Annotated in this window: 13 protein-coding genes; 4 read left to right on the plus strand and 9 right to left on the minus strand. The window is 61.1% G+C overall.

What is annotated here, in order from left to right; translation table 11 throughout:
• The 5 genes from KY459_04490 to KY459_04510 all read right to left on the minus strand — a co-directional run.
• On the minus strand, window positions 1-210 hold a 210-nt coding region (locus KY459_04490), incomplete at its 3' end, for a hypothetical protein (GenBank protein ID MBW3563961.1).
• Window positions 211-576: 366 nt separating this feature from the next.
• Window positions 577-1329, minus strand: a complete 753-nt coding sequence (locus tag KY459_04495; protein MBW3563962.1) for a hypothetical protein — start codon at window positions 1327-1329, stop codon at window positions 577-579.
• A 37-nt stretch (window positions 1330-1366) separates the two neighbouring features.
• Window positions 1367-2497 carry a cysteine desulfurase gene (locus KY459_04500; protein MBW3563963.1) on the minus strand — a complete coding sequence of 377 codons (1131 nt, stop codon included), beginning with the start codon at window positions 2495-2497 and terminating at the stop codon, window positions 1367-1369.
• Complete coding sequence (gene pcnB, locus KY459_04505) at window positions 2497-3777, minus strand: polynucleotide adenylyltransferase PcnB (GenBank protein ID MBW3563964.1); 1281 nt, start codon at window positions 3775-3777, stop codon at window positions 2497-2499. Before pcnB ends, KY459_04500 begins: the two co-directional genes overlap by 1 nt.
• Window positions 3774-5084: a hypothetical protein gene (locus KY459_04510; GenBank protein ID MBW3563965.1), complete on the minus strand. Its 1311-nt coding sequence runs from the start codon at window positions 5082-5084 to the stop codon at window positions 3774-3776. The genes pcnB and KY459_04510 overlap by 4 nt, the downstream gene beginning before the upstream one ends.
• 139 nt (window positions 5085-5223) lie before the next feature.
• On the opposite strand from KY459_04510, the gene KY459_04515 reads away from it, so the two are divergent.
• Complete coding sequence (locus KY459_04515; GenBank protein ID MBW3563966.1) at window positions 5224-5985, plus strand: hypothetical protein; 762 nt, start codon at window positions 5224-5226, stop codon at window positions 5983-5985.
• 17 nt (window positions 5986-6002) lie between these two features.
• Here the strand turns inward: KY459_04515 and KY459_04520 are convergent, their stop codons facing one another.
• Window positions 6003-8861 (minus strand): hypothetical protein, encoded by a 2859-nt coding sequence (locus tag KY459_04520; GenBank protein ID MBW3563967.1) that lies wholly within the window; start codon window positions 8859-8861, stop codon window positions 6003-6005.
• 641 nt (window positions 8862-9502) lie between these two features.
• Here KY459_04520 and KY459_04525 point away from each other — a divergent pair.
• Together KY459_04525 and KY459_04530 are read left to right on the plus strand one after the other, a co-directional pair.
• Window positions 9503-11281, plus strand: a complete 1779-nt coding sequence (locus KY459_04525; GenBank protein ID MBW3563968.1) for a hypothetical protein — start codon at window positions 9503-9505, stop codon at window positions 11279-11281.
• A gap of 1105 nt (window positions 11282-12386) precedes the next feature.
• Window positions 12387-12665, plus strand: a complete 279-nt coding sequence (locus KY459_04530; GenBank protein ID MBW3563969.1) for a hypothetical protein — start codon at window positions 12387-12389, stop codon at window positions 12663-12665.
• Window positions 12666-12904: 239 nt separating this feature from the next.
• Here the strand turns inward: KY459_04530 and KY459_04535 are convergent, their stop codons facing one another.
• Together KY459_04535 and KY459_04540 are read right to left on the minus strand one after the other, a co-directional pair.
• Window positions 12905-13987, minus strand: a complete 1083-nt coding sequence (locus KY459_04535) for a calcium/sodium antiporter (GenBank protein MBW3563970.1) — start codon at window positions 13985-13987, stop codon at window positions 12905-12907.
• A 28-nt stretch (window positions 13988-14015) separates the two neighbouring features.
• A complete protein-coding gene (locus KY459_04540; GenBank protein ID MBW3563971.1) occupies window positions 14016-15389 on the minus strand; it encodes an MBL fold metallo-hydrolase in 1374 nt (457 codons plus the stop codon).
• A gap of 340 nt (window positions 15390-15729) precedes the next feature.
• Between KY459_04540 and KY459_04545 the strand changes: the two genes are divergently transcribed.
• A complete protein-coding gene (locus KY459_04545) occupies window positions 15730-18825 on the plus strand; it encodes a BamA/TamA family outer membrane protein (protein MBW3563972.1) in 3096 nt (1031 codons plus the stop codon).
• A 245-nt stretch (window positions 18826-19070) separates the two neighbouring features.
• Here KY459_04545 and KY459_04550 read toward each other — a convergent pair whose 3' ends face one another.
• Window positions 19071-23876 (minus strand): NAD-glutamate dehydrogenase, encoded by a 4806-nt coding sequence (locus KY459_04550; protein MBW3563973.1) that lies wholly within the window; start codon window positions 23874-23876, stop codon window positions 19071-19073.
• Window positions 23877-24085: the final 209 nt, after the last annotated feature.

The following is a 24085-nucleotide window of genomic DNA, read 5'->3' on the forward strand; positions in this document are numbered from 1 at the left end:
GGCGTCGCCGACATTGTCGGCGCTGTGACCGATCTTCACCGGGATACCCGCTTTGCGAAGGTTCTCGACGACATAGCCGTCGGCGACGTCGGAGCCTTGAACCGAATAGCCGAGCTGATGCATCACCTCTGGCTCCACAACGAACGATTCATTGCTCACCCGGGAAGGCCCAAAGCCATCGCTTCCTGACCGAAAAAACAAAAAACTCATCAAAGGAAAAGACACAACCCAGACTCGAAGCCCAACTCAACGATCCAGTACGATCGAGTCGACCTCGAAAGGATCTCGCGGCGAGCAGCAGTCACCGCTTCGACCGCGTCCCCAGAGTGAGGCGGCTCAACCATTCAGGATCTCCCTCTGCACCTCGAGTGCGTATAGAAGAAGCCGAGACGGCTCGTTGAGCTGACAAAAAAACAAAGACAAAACCCGGGGGGCTTGACATGGCCTACTCATAGAAGATCCTTCGCCCGTGCTCCGCCGGGCTCAGGATGACGAGTGTTGGATGGGGCAGAGCAAAACGAATCGACCCTCCCCGCTTCGCTCGCAACCCGCAACCGGCAACCGGCTACCGTCTTTTCATCGGAACGAAGGCTCGATGTATCGCGCGTGGTGGGTCTCGTTGTCGAGGATCGTCGCGTAAACGACGACGCCGTCGTCGGAGGGTTCCGCGACGAGTGTCAGATCGCTTCCCGAACCGAGAACGGAAAAATATTCGGGAAGACCGCGATGGATGAGCTCACCGGGACCGAGGACGATCGTCGTGATGCCGATGCTTCGATTGTCGACTCGCTGGAGCGCGAGGGTCACGATGCGCACTCCATCGCTCGCGTTCGCGATTCCGACGTTGGTCCGGTACTCCTCGTCCGAGCGAAGGCCGCGGAGCACCGCGTTCACCGGACCGATCGACGCGGGATAGGAAGGGATGTTCTGGCTCGTGATTGCCTTTCCGTCCTTCCATCCGGTGACGATGGTACGCACGGATACCGGCGCCGTCCCGATCGAATTGACCTCGAGAACGCCCTTCACCCCCGGGCTCGAAAGAACCCCGCCGACGAGCTCCGCGAGAGGGATGACCTGGCCCGGTTCCATCGTCGTGAAAAAGAAGGGTTCATTGGCCGCGAGGAGGGTCAGCCCGACGGTCAGCTCGCCAGCAGTTCGGTTCTGCAGAGCGAGATCGGTCTTCCACAGCACCTCGCCGACACCAACGAGATGCCCGACGACGGGAACGAACATCCTGTGGGTTCGAGGAGCCGCCGCCTCCTGTGCCGAAAGCGTCGATGCCGTCAGTGCAATCGCGACTGCCAGCCCGCATGTGAGCGAACTTCTCATCTGTAACTCAGACGACCCGGCAGCGCGCTGGTTCGCGTCACAACTCCATCTCCCGCAGCTTCGGAATCAGGCGGGCGGCATCCGCGCAGAACGCGGCGACCTCATCCATCGTGTTGCCTCGTCCGAGACCGACGCGGATGGTACTGAGCGCCGCCCGGTCGTCGAGTCCGATCGCGCGAAGCACGTGAGAGGGCTGCCGGTCGCCCGAACTGCACGCCGAGCCCGTCGATAATGCGAACTTCTCCATCGCCATGATGAAAGCCTCGGCGTCCACCCGCTCGAGGGTGAAACTGAGGTTGCCGGGAAGCCGATGGTCCTCGTCGGCGGGACCGTTGATGGAGACGCCGCCGATGCTGTCGAGGCAGTCGACGAGCGCGTCCCTCAGCTCTCGAAGCTTCTCCGCCTCGCTCGTCATCCGCTGCTTCCGCAAGTCGAGCGCGGCTGCCATTCCGACGATCCCCGGAACGTTCAGCGTGCCCGATCTGAGCTTCCGCTCCTGCCCGCCCCCTTCCATCATCGCGGTGAGTCGCATCGGTTTCCGAGCCACCAACGCTCCCACCCCCTTCGGCCCATAACACTTGTGCGCGGACATCGAAAGGTAATCACACGGAACCACCGAGAGATCCGTCTCGATCTTTCCGACTGCCTGGGTCGCGTCGGTATGAAAGGGAACGTTCTTCTCGCGGCAGAGCCGGGCGATCTGCTCGACAGGCTGGATGGTTCCGATCTCTCCGTTTGCCCAGCCGATCGTGACGAGCTTCGTTCGCGCTTCGATCGCGCTCTCGATCCGCGCGGGATCGACGAAACCCTGGGAGTCGACGTCGATCACCGTGACGGCCGCACCTGAACGCTCGAGTGTCCGGATCGGTTCGAGGACCGATTTGTGCTCGACGGCTGAAGTGACGACGTGGGCACCTTCGCTGACGAGGCTCCGGATGACGAGATTGTTCGACTCGGTGGCTCCGGCCGTGAAGATCACGCAGTCGGCCGCTACTCCGAAGAAGCTTGCGATCCGCTCCCGAGCCTCCCGGACGGCCATGGCCGCCGCCCGCCCCTGAACGTGAGTGATCGCCGACGGGTTGCCGTACCCCTCCGTGAAGAAGGGCAACATTTTCTCCACCGCGTCCGGATCGCAGGGAGTCGTTGCATGGTGGTCGAAGTAGGCCATCAGCGGCGGCGTCTTCTTCTTGCTCTGCGGCGAGCGGGGCGTTCACCCGCCCTGACTCGCCTGGCGAGAGCATGCCATTCGGTGAACGCATCGGCGTGTCTGCCGGATGAAATCGCATAGAGCTCGAACAGCGCCAGCGCATCCGAGCTTCGATCCCGCAGCATGAGTCTCAGATCGCGACGGTTGTCCGAGGGTGGCTCCTGAAAGCGCCAGACGAGCTCCAGATTCTGCTCGATCTCATGTCGCATCCAGGCAGGGATGACGAGCCTCCGCATCAGCAGTTCGATCCGTTCACGAATGAATGGAAGAACTTCGAGCGGTTGCATCCTCTCCCGCCTCGCGGTCTCGAGCTCGAACACCGCCTCCACGACCGTCGGCATCGCCACGACACTCAGAAGCATCGTGTCCTGAAGCACCTTTCCGGCGCGGGTGGTGCGGTCCAGAACCTCGAGCATCTTCCAGAAATAGGCCCCGCGCCCGCTCTCGAGAAGCTCCGACACCTCCGGAATGAGAGATCGCAGCACCTGGGTGTCGTCGAGAAGATGAATCGACTCGAGCGCAAAACCTCGCCTGAGGAGCTCGAGCAACTCGTCGGTCACTCGCGCCGGCGAGGCTTTGAGGATCTCCTCCCGGTGCTCGACGATTGCGTCGAAGGTGGCCGCTTCGATCTCGAAGTCGAGCCGTGCCGCGAACTCGATCGCGCGCAACATTCTCACGGGGTCTTCGCGAAAGCGGAGGTCGGGATCCCCGATCACGCGGATCAGCCTCGCTTCGAGGTCCGCGACTCCGTCCACGTAGTCGAGAACACGGTAATCGGCAATGTCGTAGAACAGACCGTTGACCGTGAAATCCCGACGACGAGCATCCTGCTGCGGACTGCCGAAAACGTTGTCGCTGCGCACGAGCACTTCGCCCTCGGCCGGATTGGCTTCCGGCTCCCGTCGGAACGTGGCGACCTCGACCACCATGTCCTGAAAGAGGATGTGGACCAGGCGAAACCGGCGACCGATGATGCGGCTGTTTCGAAACAACCTTCGCAGTTCCTGCGGCCGCGCGTCGGTCACGACATCGAAGTCCTTCGGAACACGTCCCAGAAGCAGATCGCGGACGCTTCCGCCGCACAGGTACGCCCGGTGGCCGCTGCGGTGGAGCCGATAGAGAACCTTCAGAACGCTTTCGGGAATCGCCTTTCGGGAGATTCCGTGCTCCTCCCGGGGAAGGACGCGTTCCGGATCGGAATCGCGAGTTCGCTCCCTGCCGGCCCGCTCGACGTCGGTCACCGCTCGTCTCTCCCGCGCACGGCGTTGCTCAGCGCATCCGTCCCGCTGGTTCCGATCCTCACTCCCAATCGGCAATCCCTCCCGATGGAGTCGATCACTCTCGACACTTCATCGGGAATCTGCCGCGAGAGCTCGTCGCACGAGCCTGAAAAATACAGAATGATCGCCTCGGAATCGATCCAGGCGATTTCACGAATTGATTCGATCGCCGATTCAGCGTCATCGCTGAAGACGATTCCGATGTCCTTGCTGTTGGCGAGCGCCGACAGCTCCGCGTCGAACCGATCGGGGGACTCGACGATGACGACCGAATACCGCTGTCCGTAACGGATCGCACGGGGCTGGACGAGAACCGACTTTCCGTCCGAAAGGACGACCGCCTCTCCCTCGAATCTCGACTCGGGCTCGAGCGCGGTCCTAACGTGCTCACCTCGAAAGCTGTAAATCTCGACGGCGTCCCCGCTCAGAAGACTCCGGGTGATCACAGCGATTCGCTCCCCGTCCTGATGCCAGTCATACGATCCGATCGACGTACCCGGAGCGACGTGCTGCGTCGCGGCGGTCGGCACGTGAACGCTCCGGATCGCATCGCGATAACCCTCGACGATGAACGAGACCTTGTACCCTCGCGGTGCCCAGCGGGGCATCGTCTGCGGAAGACCTTCCCCGGGAATCCAGTTGAGCGCGGGCCTCGTCGCGGAGACGATCGCCGCGTCGAGCGTACCCTCGCGGTTCACGATCACGACGGCTTCCTCGCCGTCCGGGGCGAGATCCCATCCTGCGAAGCGCCCTTCGAGACTCGATAGTTTCGTCTGGCCCAGCGGATCCATCCGCACTCGAACGAGCTCGTCCGCCTCCTCGCCCCGCCGCACGGCAAGCGCCTCGTCACCTCCCGGAAGAAGCGCGACGGCGACGATGTCGCCGACCTCCGGGACCAGTATTTCCTGACCAGCTGTTTTCCACCGAACATCGTCGTTCACGGCAGCGATGAAGCTCTGCCGGCTCTGCCACGCCAGCACCGCGTCGGCGATCAGCGCACCCTCCCGGTCATGAACGCGTCCCCCACCCTGACTGCCGAGAAGAAGGTCGCCCTCCAGCGTGATCTCGATCCAATCCGGGCAAGGCGCCTCGGACCGGCCAGCGGGGCGGCCGTCCTCGCCAACCCTCAGCAAACGGCACTTCCCGTCATCCGCTTCGACCGCCACCCAGAGTGCATCCCCCTCCCAGCCGACCGCGGCATAACGGGCGGCGACATGAGCCGGCTGGACGAGCCCGGTCGCGGGCGGGGCGCTTGCACACCCCGACAACGGCACCAGGGAGGCGCAGAGCAGGATAATGGAGCTCGTTGGGAGCGCTGACCGGAAAAAACGTCCTGTCATTCGAATGGATGACCTTCCCTCACCGGGAACGCCGGGCGCGCATCTCATGATCGAAAAGCGACGACCCATGGTACTCCAACAGAGTCGGGCTGCGCGAGTTGCAGCGGCGCTTCTCCTTGCCACGCTGTGTGGCTGTTCCGGCGTCCGCAATCTCGCGAAGGAGATTTCCGGCCAGCCCTGGGAACAGAACCTCTCCATCCGCTTCGAGAACAATCTTCCGATCCTGCCGAGCACATCGATCAACGGGTTCACAGGACGATTCTCGCTCGCGACCGCCCTCCCCACGACCGTCATCGACACCGAATTCGCCGCCGGTGCCGGGATCGAGGGCCAGCTCCGCGTGCGGGTGACCTTTCGGGAGCTCGACACGTCGTTCGTCAGAGCCGAGCTTCTGGATATGGATGGAGTCGTCGATGCCATGATCGGTGCGGACGCGCTCGGGCCGGTTCTCGTCGTCGACTTCCCCCGCCGGGTCCTGACACGCGTCCGGACGCTCGCCGTTTCCGACGCGCTCGAGATTCACGAATGGGAAATCGTCCCCTCCCTCCCCGTCACCATAGACGGCGTCGGCTACGACGCCATCGTCGACACGATGAATCCCGACACGATCCATGTACCCGCCGGAATCCTCGGTTTGAGCTCCGGGGCACGCAAGGGGATCAACCTGAAGATCGGGCAACTCGATTCCGCGCCGGTCGAAGCCCTCGCCACATCCGGCGACAGAATCCGGCTCGGAAATCTCGTTCTGAAGGATCTTCTGATCGGCATCGACTACAACGCCCGGCTGATCGCGGTCTGGGATCTCGACGGACCCTTTGATCGACCCTGAGAGCTCGCTGCCGGTGATCAATTGCCCCAGCGAACGTTGAGCCACCACTCGATGTCGTCGGCATTCGCGCCCTTCAGAATCTGCGCCGCACCGAGCTCGAGCGCCCCTCGCGGAATCGCCAGAATCGGCATCGCCGGAATATCGACAGAGACTCTCAGCCCTGCGAGCTCGGTCCAATCGCCCTTCCCGGAGCCATCCATCCATGCCCGATGAGCAGACCAGAAGGGCCGGAGAGGACCGCCCCATCTCAGTTCCCCCGAGACTCCTTCGTAGCGATCACCCGCCAGTGAGCCGAGCGACAGCGCGGGCTCGTCGATGCGGCTCAGCTGGTCCGTGGAGGGCTCCAGAACCGATTGCAGACCGCCGACACGGATCAGGTCGCGCGGATCGATGACCTCATCGACCTCCGCGATTCGTCCTCCGAGCAGAACGCCGAAATCCTCTGTTCCCGCCCCGAGCTCGAGTGCGGCGTTCAATCCGGTGAGGTCGTGGCGGGATGTCGTGGCCAGCAGTTGCCCGCCGGCTCCGAGGCGCATGCTTCCCGGGCTCCACCTCCGGCGTCCCGCGATCTCTGCTCCGGCACGCCAGAGGCTGTCGTCATCGAAGACCGGTGAGCCGCGTTCCTCGAAGAGTCCCGAGAGCCCGACCTTCACGAAGCCGTCCCTCCAGAGTCGATCCCAGCTCGCCATCGCTTCGATTCCGGTCCGCTCCTCCTCGAGGTTCAGCGTCGAAGGGGTATCCGAGGGGGCGAAGGTCGGTTCGAGCGAGAACGAATAGATTCGGGTGCCGAGCTCGACGGGCCAGCGTTGCGTCCGTGCCAGGATCGCACCCCCTTCAGCGCGCCCGTCGGAGATCGAACCGATGACGAGCGTCTCAATTCGACCGACGACGTCGCCGATTCGCACGCCCGCTTCGAACGTCTCCTGCCCCGCCGCGCGTCCGCCGCCGGTGAGAAAGCTCAGCTCCTGTCTGCCGAACCCATATGGTTCCGGAGCCCCCGGATCCTCGAGCTCCAGCGCCACGACGTCCGTCAGCGGTGGTCTGGCGAGGGGCGTGGCATTCTCGGGCAGCCGCAGCCCATCCTCCACACTGGCCGGATCGAGCACATGGAGGTCGAGTCCATCGGGATCGAGCGAGAGAAAGAACAACCGCTCGCCTCCTCCGATCGCAGGACCGAGCGACGCTCCGAGGCTTCGCGTCAGAAGACGGACAGGGGAAGATCCGTCGACGTCGATCTCGTGGATCTCGATGAATCCCTGCCGCCCCAGCGCCTGGTATATTCTCTCCCCGTCCGCGGTCCATTCCGGCGTACCGATCACGGTCGCTCCCTCCGGAAGAGTGACCTCGGTCATCGAATCCGCCCGAAGATCGCCGACGACGAGACGCCATCGACCGGATCGATGCTCCACGAATGCCAGCCTGTCGCCAGCCGGCGATACGCTCGGCGCGGAAGCGACGACGTCGATCGACGGCTCCGTGATCTCGATCGTCTCGCCCCACTCGAGGCTCACCCGCACCAGTTGCGAGAACCCATGCCTGTTGCGTACAGCGATGACGTCGCGCGTGCCGGCCACCGGCGCCGGATCGCGAAAGTCCCCGCCCCGGGTCGCCCGCCTCACCGCTCCCGTCTCGACCGACCAGACGAAGAGGTCGGGGTGGAGAACACCGCGCGAGTCCGGCTCGAAGCGGACGTAAACGATCTCGTCGCCGTTGAGCCATCGAGGTGAATGCAGCTCGACGTCATGGGGGGCCTCGAGCGTGTACTCCGGATCCCGCCTCAGCGGATGCCGGAGGACCGGAGCGACGTCGAGAGGATCCTTCTCGAGGATCTTCTCCAGTCGCTCGTTGAACTTTTCCTCCGCCTCGTCATCGTCCCCGGTTTTCCACACGACCAGTTTCGACCGCCCCTCCCGTTGCCGCTCGACGATGACGAGTCTCGATCCATCGGGGGAGACATCCGGCGCCGAGGTCGACCATGAGAGATCCTGCCACTCCGCCCCCTGAACGTCCGGACCGATCTCTTCCTCCAGCGACAGCGCCTCGTGGATCAGCTCGGCCAGGAATCGGGCATACAGCGTTTCGGGCGACTCCCCGAAAACGCCGCGGAAGGCTTCGGAGAATGATCGTCCCTGCCGGGCGCTCATCCGGCGCCAGAGATTCTTCAGACTCTCCGGCCCTTCCCGCTGCTGCAGCCACTCGAGGTAGGCAGACCCGGTCAGGTACGCCATCGACATGCCGAGAAAGCTCCTCGAGTCGGACGAGAGCTGCCCGTAGGTCGGAAGCCGGCCGGCCCTCGCCCATTCACGAAGGATCGCGCTTCTAAGATCGCTCTGCGGCCGCCCGCTTCCGGTCAGCTCCCCCTCGATCACCGTCGCATAACCTTCGATCACCCATCGCGGTGACTTCGTCATCAGCGGGCCGAGACGGGTGTACGCCGAAAAGAGCCGGTCGATCCCGCGCCGCGACGGGATCAGCAGATGGGTCAGGTGAGCCTGCTCGTGAATCGTGACCAGGTCGACCCAGTCGTTGTACGTTCCGATGACCGAGCCGGAGTCGGGCGGTGACGCCCAGAGCACCATGCGCGCCCGGCCGAGAAATGGCCAGGCCGAACCGTTTGCGGTCGACATCGGATCCATGACGAGAACGTCGATCACCTCGTCGGTCTCGAACCCGATCTTCTCGCCGACGATCTCGCGAACCGACTCGAGCCGGGAAGTGACTTTCCGAGCCCACGCCTCCATCTCCGCCGGGAAGTGAACGCGATAGTGCTCGGTCTCGAACGTCATCCACTCTTCGGAGGGTGCCTGCGCGACGATCGGGATCGCGATCAATGAAAGCAGGAGAAGCGTGACGAACAACCGACGAGGAGCGCGCATAGACAAACCTACGAAATCGACCCTCCTCGGTTCTCATTCCGCAAAGGGCGGGGCATGAGGATTTGAATCACGGCGTCTGGAGTCAGGCGATGCGCTCTTCGAACCATCGTGTCGGCCGCCGGAATTGAGCCGTCCGACCCGTCCGACAGGTCCGACAGTATCCCATTCCCTCGCCCGGCACTGGTCGTCCCTGTGGGTTGTCCAACGGACCGCTTCCGCCTCTTTTCCCGACCGTATGATCAGGTGAGTGAAGTGGCGGAATGAAACAGAATGCTCTCGAGCCCGAAAATGCGCAACGAAGCGAGAAACGAAGGTGCCACCGCCACCGAAAGAGCTACCCCGAATGCGCCACTATCCCTCCTCTTTTCAAAGCTTTACTCCCCCACGGACAGGAACTAGGTTAGAATTCTGGCTGTGATGACCTTTTTTCATGGGTCACCATATACTAGCCAACCAAATACAATGAGAGTATGATCTCGTCATCGCCCTTCATCCGGTCCTGACGGTCCAAAAGGAGAAAAGAGTGCAGAATGTTGTTAGAGCAGCTCTCGTGTTGCTGACATTGTTTTTGTCGCAATTCCCTCTTTTTGCTCAATCAGATCTAGTTCAACCGAGCAGTGGCGTGCATTTCCAGTAACTGGTTGGATGAGAACGGCAAACGAGTCACGAGTGAGACAAAACTAAAACCAGCAGTGCCGTGTATCGACTGCCCGGAGATTATACGAGTAGATGTGCGGCCGCCTTCGGGCGTAACGAAGATAAAAGTGAGTCCGTCGCTCACCGAGTATGTATCGACGACGAAGGCAGAAGTTCTAGATGTGCTTATCCGCTTCGTCGACGACCGACCACTCCCTAGGTTCCCCGAATATCTAAAATCGCTGCCGCCCTCACATCCCAAGAATACTGCTGTTTTAGAGCGCCGCCGAGAGCTGGCTCGTAGGGCGGTTGACGAGAACCGGGTCGCCAATGCGCAAATACTGTCAGCACTCAAAGCCGAAGGTGCGGCCATCACCGAATATTTTTGGATCGTCAACGGCGTCGCCGCGAGTATTCCACTTGAAGCACTTCCTCGAATTGCAGCACTCCCAAAGGTAAAGTATGTGGAACTTGCTCGTACGGCAGTACCACCCCCGACGATCTTCCAGGGAAGGACTGCAATCCGGAGTGACTTGTTCTACGACGCAGCGACCTACGCGTTGGAATACTGGCGCATTGCTCTTCTCGATACGGGGATGCCGATCACGGCAGGTGGCAGCATAACGCACACCTTGTTCAACAACGACCCTATTCGAATCAGGGGGTTCGATTGCGTAAACGCCGCAGCAGATTCCTTGTGTGATGCTCCGGCTCCGGGACTCGTCTTAAACCCGACCGACGATTGCTGGAACCACGGAATAAGTTCGGCGTCTATTTTGACGGCCAATGGAGCATTGGGTAACGATTACCGGGGAGTTACGCGCTTCTCAGTGGATGGGTACAAGGTGTACGACCAGAATGGAAGCGGGTCAGACTGCGATAACGGACTTGGCCTCAACCTCACGGCTGCGTCCAGAGCTTTTGAGGTCGCGGTCATTAATGGCGCAGACGTGATTGTCGCAGAAATGCAAGACCATAAAGGTTCCATTGTTACGGAGGCTGCGGACCGGGCGTTCGATGCTGGTTGCCTCATTATCGCGGCGGCGGGGAATTTCCCCGGTGAAATCAGAGCTCCAGGTGAAGGCCATAAGTCAATCGCCGTCGGAGCCGTGGATGCGTGGAGTCTCGAGCAATATGCCGGTCAGGGCACAGGACCCGAAGCGGACGGCCGAACGAAGCCGGAGATACAGGGACCGACCAACACCACTACGGCCAGCAATGAAGGGTACTCTGCGACAAGATCATTCTGTTGTACGAGTGGATCCACGCCATATCTCGGTGGTGCGGCGGCTCTTTTTGCTTGGTGGCTTGATGCGGATGATTCGTGGAACAGACCTCCTGGATGGATATACTCCTACATAATTCTTAACGGCAACAACTATAGCGATCCTACATCTAACAATACACGCGGCTCTGGACTGCTCAGGATGCCACTTTGGGGACGGCCCGGGGGCTCCGGGTACGTATGGCTGGGCCAGGGAGAGGTGACAGACATTTGGCGAGAGATCACTAACTCCCATGCCTATGACTTGACCGCGGCGCTGTGGTGGCCGGAGACTGCATCACAATCTCATAATGATGTCGATTTGTACTTGGTTACTCCGGACAGTGTGCAGATCGCGTACAGCCTGTCCACGAGTAGTATTTTTGAGAAGGCACGTGCGGCCGGAAACTTGCAATTGGGCTGGTGGCGCGTGCGGATCGTAAGAAAGTTGGGAGGAACTTCTGGGGGCCAAAAAGTGTTCTACTCTTACTATTATAAGGAACAGCAACAACCCGATTAAGATGATGTTGATGAGAGCCGTCTTTAGCCTCGTAACGCTTTCGTCGCTGCTAATTGCAGTGCCGCTGCGAGCGGAACGGCTGATTATACCCGTTCCGCCGATTGGAGTGATTAACGGTGCCTTCGGCACGCAATGGCAGGCAGAACTGTGGGTATACAATGGCAGCGAGACGAGTGTAGAGATAGTCGCCGGTCCGGCCGAGCACTGGGAAGTCTCTATCCCCCCCGCGGGGGTTGTGAGGATTACTGAGGTGCCGACGAGGTCCGACCGCACATCATTTCTCCTGGTGCCGCGGGAAGAACAAATATGCCGCTCGCTTCACTTTTTGCTGAATGTAAGCGAGCTTAGCAGAGGGCGGGACAGACGACTCCGGGTTCCGCTTGTGCCCCTAACGGATTTTCACCAGGGTAGTCTGCAATTGCTTGACCTGCCTCTCGACGTGCAGCGTAGATTGTCCCTCAGGATTTTCGCCGACTTTCGTGATCGTTCACCAGCCCATTTTATTCTACGATTATACGAATTTGAGCGTGACGGAGTTCTGATTGAGGAAGTCACAGTGGCAATAGCCTCGCCACCGCAGTTGCCGCCTTCGTGGCTCGACACGACAGTGGCATCAGTCATCGAAACAGAGATATTCTCCCGAGCATTAGCCAGCGGAGTTGGTCGTGCCAGACTCGAGATCGTCCCCGATGATCCGGAGATGAGTTATTGGGCAATGGCAACAGCCGTCGATAACCAAACTCAGAAAGTAACCATGTTTAGTTCAGGAGTGGCGCACGCGTCCCGGTGCGAGCAAAACGCACAGAGAGAACTCGAATCGCGGGCGCCGCAGGGGCCGGTCTCAAATGAGTCTCTCGATACCCATTCCTGGCCTCGGGGAGATCCCGATGAAAGTGGCGAACGATCGAGTCAGAGAGCCACCATGGCGCCCGCTCGGGCCCCGCACTCGCCCGGTAGCTCGACCAACGGCGTGAAAGGGTCTACCATCGGATTTTGAGTGGCGGCGGAGGTTGTGGGCGTTGGAGGATCCACCCATCCGTACAACGGAACGTCGGTAACATACGATCCCTTGCGCGATTCGAGAACGGAGGTGCTCGCGGAATTCATGAGAGATAATGGCGAGGTCCTCGCCAGTACCGTCCTTCGGCCCGGCGCAGACCCTGTGGTCGCCCGAACGGACGACGACGCCGAATTCCTTCCCGGCTTCGACGTGGTCTACGACATCGAGAGCGCTTTCCCCGTTTTGCGGACGATCACGGCGGATTTTCGGGAGCAGTTGATCTATAACGTGCGATTGACTTCTCTCGTCGAAGGTACCGTGTTTTGGGGATTCGTCTCCGTCACCCATAACGAAACTCAGGACGTCCTGCTTATTTCTCCGTGAGAATTGTCCCACTGAACAGATAGTAGCCCGCTGGAGGACTCTCCGACCTCTCCAGCAGGCACCTCGATAGAAGAGGAGAGAGGGTCTACCATCGGATCTTGAGTGCGGCGGAGGTTGTGGGCGTAAGAGAAGGATGTGGTAGTGATTGCCCATCAGGACCCAGGCGTGGATGCGCCAGTTGGAGAGGGCGACGACCCTTCCATGACTGGGGCGGTTCGGACCCGCGCGAAAATCCGACGTCAGGCTTCTCCCGGCTTCCTCCATTGGCGCAGCGTCGTCACGATCAGGGTCAGAACGGTCAGCGGGACGACGAAAGCCAGCATCACGAAACGAAGCTCGTCGGTCGCCGGGTGACGCGTACTGTTCATGAGGAGGAATGCCGTGTAGGCGACGTAGTACCCGAGAAACACGAAGCCCTCCCATCGGGCGATCGTCGACCCAGTGAAGAAGATCGGGAGGCATGCGACCGCGACCGCGATCATGATCGGAATGTCGAACTGAAGGGCGTACGCCGAAACAGCGATGCCATCGGGCGCGACGATCGAAGCGAGACCGAGCACCGCGAGAAGGTTGAAGATGTTGCTTCCGACGACGTTGCCGACCGCGATGTCGCGCTCACCCCGAATGCTCGCCATGATCGACGTTGCCACTTCCGGCAGCGACGTTCCTCCCGCGACGATGGTCAGACCGATGACGAGCTCGCTCACCCCGAGCGAGGTCGCGATCGAGATCGCGCCGTCGACGAGCCACCGCGACCCGATGACGAGCAGACCGAGCCCGGCGACGACGAACACGATATTCAGCCAGACCGGATGCGTCCGCCCATCGACCGGTTCCGCAAGGGCATCGAGTGCATCCCGATCGATGCGCGAATCCCGCCGCCCTCTCACGATCGCGACGACTGTATAAACGAGAATTCCGGTGAAGAGGATCGCTCCGTCGCCACGACCGACCTTTCCGTCCATCGTGATCAGGAGCAGCAGGACCGAAGCAGCGATCATGATCGGGACATCGATCCGGATGATCTGCCTGGAAACCACCAGCGGAGTGATCACCGCCGACACCCCGAGGATCAGGAGCACGTTGAAAATGTTGCTGCCGACCACATTTCCGATGGCGACATCCGCCCCCGCCTCTCCGCCGAGCGCCGACACGACACTCACGGCCATCTCCGGCGCACTCGTGCCGAACGCGACGAGCGTCAGGCCGATGACCAGCGGCGAGATCCCCACCCTTGCCGCGAGCCTGGAGGAACCGCTCACCAGCAGCTCGGCTCCGCCCACGAGCAGGACCAGCCCGACCACGAAGAGCACGATCGTCATGATTCGTCGAACCGGCTCCGGCCGTTGATCAACGCTCTACTTCCATCCCCGCTTTTCGCCACGCCGAGGTTCCTCCTTCGACATTGAAGAGATGACTGAACCCCTGCGATCTCAAAATGCTCGCGGCCGCGGAGGACCTGTAGCCGCCCTCGCAGATCACCGCGATCTCGCCATCGCGTGGAATCTCGTCGAGCCGCGACCGGATCTCGGGAAGCGGCACACTGATCGCCCCCGGGACGTGTCCCGATGCGTACTCCCCCGGGCCTCGCACGTCGACGACTCTGAGACGCGCTTCTCCGGCGAGCCGATTCTCGAGCTCGTCGACGCTTCTCTGGGGCAGGGTCTCGACATCTCTTCCGGAAGCCGTCCAGGCTTCGACGCCACCCTTCAGATACCCGACGACATTCTCGAGGCCGACACGCGCGAGTCGCATCGTCGCTTCCTGAGCTGCGTCGTCGGCATCGACAATGAGCACGATCGGCGTCGTCGGATCGAGCAACGACCCCGCCCATGAGGCGTACTCGCCCTTGAGGCCGATGTTGACCGATCCGGGGAGGTGTCCCGAGCCGAACTCGGCCTGCCTTCGTGTATCGAGCGGAGTCGCTCCGTTCGCGATGAGCCTCGCCGCTTCTTCGGGATCGAGCGCACGGATCGGGATCTCTCCGAGGTCCCGCGCTCCCACGCGATTGATCTCGGCATCCATCGAGAAATATCGAGGGGCGCGAGGAAGATCGGCTGCGACGGTCCGGATGAACTCCTCTCGCGATTCGATTCGAAGCGCATAATTCGTCGCCTTCTGAACGCCGATCGTCGAGAAGCGCTCCTTCGAGATGTTCTTTCCGCACGCCGATCCCGCTCCGTGAGCCGGCCACACTTCCACCGAGTCGGGCAGAGTCATCAGCTTCTCGTGGAGGGAGTCGTAGAGCATTCCCGCCATCTCCTCGGGGGTATGCCCTTTGCCTCCGGCGAGATCCGGCCGGCCGACATCGCCGATGAAGAGCGTATCGCCAGTGAGGACTTTCACGGGCTCACCGCGTTCGTCGAGCAGCAGCCAGGAGATCCCCTCAGGCGTGTGCCCCGGCGTCTCCAGCGCGCGCATCGTCACATTTCCGAGCCGGAGCTCGTCGCCGTCGCGCACGGCGCGATGCGGAAATTCGGCTCCGGCTCTTTCGCCGATCAGGATCTCGGCCCCCGTTCGCCGCGCCAGCTCGGCATGGCCGCTGACGAAATCGGCATGAAGGTGCGTCTCGACGACATACCGGATCTCTGCCTCGAGCTCCTCGGCCTCCTCAATGTACTCATCGACATCTCTTCTGGGGTCGACGACGGCGGCAACGCCTTCACTGGCGATCATGTACGAAGCGTGTGCCAGACAGCCGAGGTAGTGTTGCTTGAAGATCATGCGACTCCTCCCGAATCGAGATCGGTAACAGCAGCGCAGGGATCTCCAATCCCTGCCCTCCGGTGAGGACGCCCGCGGCGTCGGGAGAGGACATCCTCGAATGCGCGGGCACGGGGTGAAAACCACGCCTCCGTTCGGCCATTCGGAAATCCGAATCCCCTCGTTTGCACCCGTCGACGACGGGGCACCCTGCGAACACGGTCATCACCCCGGATCCTGCACCACCCCGGACAATCGGTTGGATCCACGAGCTCCTGCGGTGCGCCGAGGGACAGCTCCGGGGCAACGGTCTTGCAGCGGGAACATCGGCAACTGTGGATCCACGTCGAAAGGACCAGCCATGAAACACGCAATTCGCCTGCTTGCGCTTCTGATCATCGTCACCTCGACCGTTCATCTTCAGGCACAGTATTTCGGTCGCAACAAGGTTCAGTACGAGCAATTCGAGTTCAAGGTCCTGAAAACGGACCACTTCGACATTTACTACTACTTCGATGACGAGCAGACGGTGGAGGACATCGCGCGCCAGGCGGAACGCTGGTACGACCGGCTCTCGACGCTGTTCGAGCACGAGCTTCCGCGGAAGCCGATCGTCATTTACGCCGACCACCCCGACTTTCAGCAGACGACGACCACCGGCGGGCTGATCGGCGAAGGAACGGGCGGGTTCACCGACTCGTTCAAAAACCGGATCGTCATGCCGCTCACGGGCAGCTACGCCGACAACGACCACGTGCTCGGGCATGAAATGGTCCACGTGTTCCAGTACGACATCGCCCAGACGATCTCACGCTCCGGAACGGGGGGGCGCTTCCAGCTGCAGCAGCTGCCGCTCTGGATGATCGAAGGGCTCGCGGAGTATCTCTCTCAGGGCCGGATCGACGCTCAGACGGCGATGTGGATGCGCGACGCGGTAGCCCAGGACGATCTGCCGGACTTCACTACTCTTTCCCGAGACCTTCGTTACACTCCGTATCAGTACGGACAAGCCGTCTGGGCTTATGTGGCCGGTCGCTGGGGCGATCGCGCGGCGGTTCAGACATTCATCGCGTCGGGCGTACTCGGTCCCGAGGCTGGTTTCAGCCGGGTTCTCGACATGACACCCGATGAGCTGTTCGAAGCGTGGCATGCGGCAACGCGGGAAGCGTTCGCGCCGGTCATTTCGGCGAGATTCCCTCCCGGTTACACCTCGCGCCCGCTTCTGACTTCCGAGATCACCGGCGGACGCGTCAACATCGCTCCGTCAATCAGCCCGGACGGGAGTCAGGTCGCTTTTCTTTCGACGCGCGACCTCTTCTCTCTCGACCTCTTTCTCGCTGACGCCCGGACCGGGGAAGTCTCGCGGAAACTGATCAGCGCGGACGCCGACCCACACTTCGATGCTCTCCGCTTCATTGATTCCTCCGGAACATGGTCACCAGACGGCCGGAAGTTCGCCCTTTCGGTTTTCGAGGACGGCAACAACACGATCGCCATCCTCGACGTCGAGTCTCGCGCGGTCGAGCGGCGGATCAGGGTAGGGTCGGTAGGCTCGATCTCCAATCCGGCATGGTCACCCGATGGAGAGACGATTGCGTTTTCCGGGATGCGGGGAGGAATCAGCGACCTCTATCTTCTCGACCTCGAGTCCAACAATGTCACCCAGCTGACCAACGATCGATATGCCGACCTTCAGCCAGCGTGGGCGCCGAATGGGCGCATGATCGCCTTCGTCACCGATCGAGGGCCGGGCACCGATCTCGGTGACCTCGATTACCACCAGATGAGGCTCGCGATCTACGACCTCGACTCGAACAACGTGCAGGTCGTCTCGCTCTTCAACGAGACGCGCCATTCGAACCCGCAGTTTTCCCCCAACGGTTCAGAAATTTTCTTCATCGCCGATCCCGACGGCGTGGCCAACGTATACGTCTACGACCTCGGAACCGGCTCCGTCGGCCAGCTCACCAACGTCCAGACGGGAGTCACTGGAATTACCGACCTCTCCCCCGCAATCTCGGTCGCCGCATCGACCGGTGATCTGATGTACTCGGTTCTCGAGGATGCGCGGTGGAACATCTACGGAATCCAGCGAGACGAGCTGCGCAGAACCAGCATTGCTCAGAACATCTCCGGAAGAGCCGAGGCTTCAGAGATCCTTCCGCCAGTGGAAGCCATTGGCGACACTGCGGTCGCGAGCTACCTGTCGCGTCCGACGCGTGGTTTGCCGAGCGAAGACGTCGACTACGCCGTCGGCCGTTACTTCCCTAAACTGAGTCTCGACTACATCGGTCCGCCCGCAATCGGCCTCACCTCCGACGAGTTCGGCACCGGACTTTCCGGAGCGATCAGCGCTTACTTCAGCGACGTTCTGGGCCAGCATCAGCTCGGAGTGGCTCTCCAGACGGGAAACACCTCGTCCTCAGAGGGGACATCCTTCGCCGAACAGATCGGCGGGCAGCTTTTCTATCTCAATCAGTCTCACCGCTTCAACTGGGGCACCGTCCTCATGCACGTCCCATATGTGGATCAGTTCACGACGGGTGTCGACAGGAACGTCGATCTCGGAGGCGGAGTGCGAGGGGATGTCGTTCAGCAGCTTCGGAGAATCGTCACGATCGACGAGCTGTCTCTGATCGCGCAATACCCCTTCACGCAGACGAGACGTTTCGAGACCGAAGTGGGGTACACCCGATACCAGGACTCCCGGGATCTGATCGAATACACCCTGGTTGGAGGGCGGATCGCCGACATCCAGGTCGTCGATTCCGCGGAGATCGATCCACTCGATTACTACCACGGCTCGATTGCCCTGGTCGGCGATTCATCAGCTTTCGGTTTCGTTTCCCCCGTGCGAGGTACTCGGTATCGCCTCGAGGCGGAAGTCAACGAGGGAGACATCAACTTCACGACCGGCCTCGCCGATTACCGTCGCTACGTCTTCTTCCGCCCGGTGACCTTCGCGGTCCGCGCAATCCACTTCGGCCGGTACGGTGACGGCGCCGAGGACAACCGGCTGTCGGATCTCTATCTCGGCAGGACGAGCCTGGTCCGCGGCTATGACGACTTCTCGGCCAGCGAATGCACCTTCTCGCCGGCGAATCCCGAGATCTGTCCGGAGTTCGAGCGGCTGCTCGGCAGCAAGATCGGCGTGGTCAACCTCGAGGTCCGAGCGCCTCTGTTCGGCAACGAGGAGTTCGGTCTGTTTCAGGTCGAGTTCCTTCCGACCGAGATGTACGCCTTCGCCGACGGGGGTGTCGCATGGACGGAAGACGAATCACCGACGTTCAGGTTCGATCAGGATTCGCTCGAGCGCATCCCGGTCTTCAGTGCCGGAGTTGGCCTTCGGATGGTTCTCGGTGGCTATCTCCCGCTCAACTTCTACTACGCATTCCCGTTCCAGCGGCCTGCGGAAGAAGGTGGCAAATTCGGCTTCGCGATTCAGGTCGGATGGTAACGACGGTTGGAGGTTTGAGGTTTGAGGTACTCGATTTTCGGAAGCGAGACGGGGTCGGGTCTGAACTTGGAACTTAACTCGCTCTGATCTCGCGAGCTCTGGCGAACACTCAAGTTAAGTTCCAAGTTCAGACCCGACCCCGTTTCCACGTCATTTCTGAGCGGGCAAACCTCGGCGGCGGCTCGTGAAGCCGCTGGTCACGATCTACCTGGGTGGGCCTCCTCCAACCTCCAACCTCCAACCCTCTATGCCTGCGCGATGCGACGGAGGGTCCGCGCCGCGACCGCGAGCATCGAAAGATCCATCGCGGACGCGGAGCGGAGCTCGGTGAGCACACGCTCGGTTCTCTCGACCACCGGCCCACGTTCGGCGAGCCACTCTGCAATCGCGACTTCCACCTCGCCATTCGGTGAGCTCGCGAGGATGTCGCTGGCGATGTCGCTCTGGTACCCGAAAAGGTCGTCGATCAGGCCCGCGAGGGCGGCTCTCTGCCAGGCGGATTCGGCAGCAATCCCCGAAGCCGCCTCGCGCAATGCATCGAAACCGAGACGCGCCCCGAGGTCGAAGTAGACCTTGCCCGCTTCCCGGACGTCACGATCGGTCCTCATCGCAATCCGGACGATGTCGGGAAACGAGCCGACGATATCGAGACTCGCGAGGCGGTTCGCGAGCGATTTCGGGATGCCCAGCATTTCGTGATCCCGCGCCTCCTCGCGCAACGAAAGGAGTCTTTCGTCAGACAGCGTGTCGTCGAGGGATTTCGCCAGCGTCATGATGCGCTCGTTGAAATTCTGCTGATTACGCGTGATGTCGAGGTCCTCGACGGTTCGCAACAGCCACCGGGTGGTCCGCTCGAGCAGACCCTGCATTGCGATGAACATGTCGGTCTGCATTCCGGAGGCGACTTTGTTGTCGAGGCCCTCGATCTTCGCCCAGGTCTTCCGCATCGCGAAGGCATCCCGCGCGATCGTGTAAGCCCTGGCGATGTCACTGACTGTCCGGCCCGTTTCCTCGATCATCTGAGACACGAACGTAGCGCCGACACGGTTGACCATGCTGTTGGTGACATGAGTCGCAATGATCTCGCGTCGGAGCCGGTGTTGCTCGATCGCCTCCCGATAGCGTTCGCGCAGCTCCATAGGAAAGTAGAGGAGCAGATCTTTGACCAGAAGCGGGTCATCAGGGAGGTTCGACTCCAGCAGCTCTTCGTATGTGTCGATTTTCGCGTACGCCAGCAGGACCGCGATCTCGGGTCTGGTGAGGCCCTGACCGGCGGTTGCACGCTCGGTGATCTCTTCGTCGTTCGGCAAAAACTCCAGCGCGCGATCGAGTCTCCCTTTCCTCTCGAGCAACTTCATCAGACGAGCATGCTGATCGAGGATCTCGGGGGCAAGTCTTTCGATGACGCTGATCGCCTGGGTCTGCTGGTAATTGTCCCTGAGAACCAGCTCGGCAACCTCGTTGGTCATGTCGGCAAGAAGCTCGTTGCGCTGGGTCTGGTCGAGGGCACCCTGGCGCACCCGCGTATCCAGCGCAATCTTGATGTTGACCTCGTGATCGGATGTGTCGACCCCGGCCGAATTGTCGATGGCGTCCGTATTGATCTTTCCGCCTCTCCGAGCGAACTCGATCCGGGCTTCCTGAGTAAATCCGAGATTTGCGCCCTCGCCCACCACCCGTGTACGAAGCTCGTCCGCATTGACTCGCAGCGCGTCGTTCGCACGGTCGTGAGCTTCGGCATGAGTCTGCTCGCTCGACTTCACGTACGTTCCGATCCCGCCGAGCCAGAGGAGATCGACCCTCGCTCGCAGCATCGCCTTGATCAGATCATTGGGAGTCGTCGTTTCCGATTCGAGCCCGTAGAGCTCGCGAATCTGCGGGGACACCCGGATCGTCTTGGACGACCGATCGAAAACACTGCCTCCCTCGGACATCACTGAACGGTCGTAATCCGCCCATGTCGTTCTCGGTGTGTCGAACAGACGCTTTCGTTCGTTGAAGCTGGTCGCCGGATCCGGATCGGGGTCGACGAATATGTGCATGTGATTGAACGCACCCACCAGTCGTATGTGCTGGGAGAGGAGCATCCCGTTGCCGAAGACGTCGCCAGCCATGTCCCCAACTCCGACGACCGTGAAGTCCGCAGCCTGAGTGTCGTGGCCGAGCTCGCGGAAGTGTCGCTTGACGGCCTCCCAGGCTCCGCGGGCCGTGATTCCCATTTTCTTGTGGTCGTATCCGGCCGAGCCGCCCGACGCGAATGCGTCCCCGAGCCAGAAGTCATACTCGGCCGCAACTGCGTTCGCGTAGTCGGAAAACGTCGCGGTCCCCTTGTCCGCGGCCACGACCAGATATGAATCATCCGGGTCCCGCCTCACGACATTCTTCGGAGGCACGAGAACATCGCCGACCAGGTTGTCCGTCAGGTCGAGCAGGCCTCGAAGAAAGTTCTGATAGCAGTGGATTCCCTCTTCGAGAAAGGCGTCCCGGTCAGACGCCGGAGGCGCCTGCTTCAGAACGAATCCACCCTTGGAGCCGACGGGTACGATGACCGCGTTTTTCACGATCTGCGCTTTGACGAGCCCCAGGATCTCCTGGCGAAAATCCTCTCGCCGGTCGGACCACCGCAAGCCTCCACGCGCGACGCGGCCCCCGCGCAGGTGAACGCCTTCGAAGCGCGGGGAATAGACGAATATCTCGAACATCGGCTTGGGCGCCGGCATGAACGAGACTGATCTCGAGTCGAATTTCATCGACAGATAGCGTTTGCGTTCGCCATTTTCCAGAGGCTGAAAAAAGTTGGTTCGGAGCGTCGCATCGATCACTTCGAGGTAATGCCTCAGAATCCGGTCTTCGTCGACATTGGAGACGCCGTCGAGATGGCCCTCGATCTGGTCCCGGATCTCGTCGACGCGATCACGCTCCTCCTCGGAGGCTTCAGGATCGAACATGGCGTTGAAGAGCCTGACGAGCAGATAGGCGATCGTCGGGTTGTTCGCGAGGGTTACCTGCATGTAGGTCTCGCTGAACGTCACTCCGAGCTGTCTGAGGTATTTGCAGTACGCTCTGAGAATGATGATCTCGTACCATTCGAGTCCCGCGCACAGCACCAGCCGGTTGAAGCCGTCATCCTCGGTGTCGCCCTTCCAGGCGCGAATGAATGCCTCCTGAAACGGCTCTTTGACGGGCGCGATCTCGATGTCCGCCATCGGCATGATCAGGGTGAAATCCCGAATCCGGACGGTCCGCTCCTCTCCCGCGACGTGAAGCTCGTGAGGTGTCGCCATCTCAACGCGGAGTCCCATGTTCTCGAGCCGCGGGACGATGTCGGAGAGCGCAAGCGGGTCGCCGAGATTGATGAATTTACAGTGCAGATCGAGCAGTTCTCCCGATTCCTCGCTCGGCTGCTCGTAGAGCTCCACGATCAGATCTCCACGTTCGATGAGCGCATCGATTGACTGAATGTCCCGCACTGCATCCGCAGCGGTGAATTTTTCTTTGTAGGCGACCGGAAAAGCTTCGCGGAACCGGGAAAATTGTTCTCGTCCCTCCTCCTCGCCGAGCTTCTCGATCAACACCGCCCGAAGGTGGTCGTTCCAGCTTCTGGCAGCTTCCGCGATGAGCGTTTCGACGGCCTTCAGGTCGTACTCGGGGATCTTGCCCGGCTCGGTCTTGACGATGAAGTGGGCTCTCGCCAGCGGAGAGTCGGTCATCTGCGTATAGAACGCCGTGACCACGCCGTTGAACGCGACCTCGAGAATGACCCGGATCTTCTCACGAAGGTTCGAGTCGTAGTGATCTCGCGGAACGAATACCAGACACGACAGGAACCGCTCGAACACGTCTCGTCGGACGAAGAGCGCGGTCCTCTGCCGCTCCTGCAGCTGCAGGATCCCGAGGCTCATTTCATAAAGCTCGTCCTCCGTAATCTGGAAGAGCTCGTCCCGCGGCAGCGTCTCGAGTATCTGAGCGAGCGCTTTTCCCGCATGCGAATTCGGGGCGAGCTCGGCCCTCTCCAGCGTCCTCGAAGCTTTTCTCCTCAGCAGCGGAATGAACTTGACGCTCCGCGAATATGCCGTCGAGGTGAACAGCCCGAGAAAACGATGCTCGCCGATGACGCGTCCGTCTTCCGCGAAGCGTTTGACGCTGATCCGGTCCATGTGAACCGGTCGATGGACGCGACTCCGGCTGTTCGCCTTCGCAACGATGATCATTTCGTTGCGCCGGGCGAACTGGCTGAACTCTTCGGTGAACGGCTGCGCGCCTCTCTCGGCGCTCTCCGGTCGGACTTCCCGGAGGATACCGAGTCCCGACTCCGGATCGAGCTTCAGATAGTCGTCACCCTTCTCGGTGACGAAGTCGTAGCGGCGGTAGCCGAGAAACGTGAAATGCTCGTCATCGAGCCATTTGAGGAATTCGACCGCTTCATCGACTTCCTCCTCGGCCACCGGGGGATGTCGCTCGCTTAGCTCCCTGAGGCTCTCGCGCATCTGCTCCCGCATCGCTTTCCAGTCGCGAACCGCGACGCGAACGTCCGCGAGCACATCGAGGATGCTCGCCCGCATTGATTCGAGAACGTCGGGGCTGGTCTCCCGGTTGAGCTCCAACTGCATGTACGACTCGGAGATCGGCTCTCCATCGGCGCTCCGTACGCCCTCGGGAGTTCGTCTGATTTCGACGACGGGGTGAATCACGAGCTGCAGTGTGTGTTCCGAACTGACGATGGCGGCCGTGATCGAGTCGACGAGAAAAGGCATGTCGTCATTGACGATCTCGAGAACGGTCCGATCGTGTGCCCATCCACCTTCCTCCGAGGGATTCTTGAATCGGAGTTTCGGCGTGTCGGGTTCTCTTTTCTCGCCAAACTCCCAGAGCGAGAGCACCGCGCTCAGCAGATTGTCGAGCGAGCGGGGAATGATGTCCGCAGGAGAAACGAGCTCGTAGAATTTTCGAATGAATCGTTCGAGACCGTACTGATCCCCCTCGACCGATCTCAGTGCCTTGTCGACGATGTCATCGACGATCTCCGCTTTTCGCGCCTCGTCTGCAATCACTTTTTCTCGCCCCCCGGGAACATCCGAGAGGTGATTCTCGCACCCCGGCGGACAAAGTGGAAGGCCTGTGGCAGGTTGGAGGTTTGAGGTTGGAGGTTGGAGGAGCCAGTCAGACGACGCGAAGCGCCGAGTCTTCGGGGGGCACCGGCGCTGCGCCTGGATTGACCGTAGGCGGGGCGGGTCGGAAGGCTGCGAAAACCGGCTGTGGT

The organism is Acidobacteriota bacterium, from assembly GCA_019347945.1.
Classification (GTDB): Bacteria; Acidobacteriota; Thermoanaerobaculia; order Gp7-AA8; family JAHWKK01; genus JAHWKK01.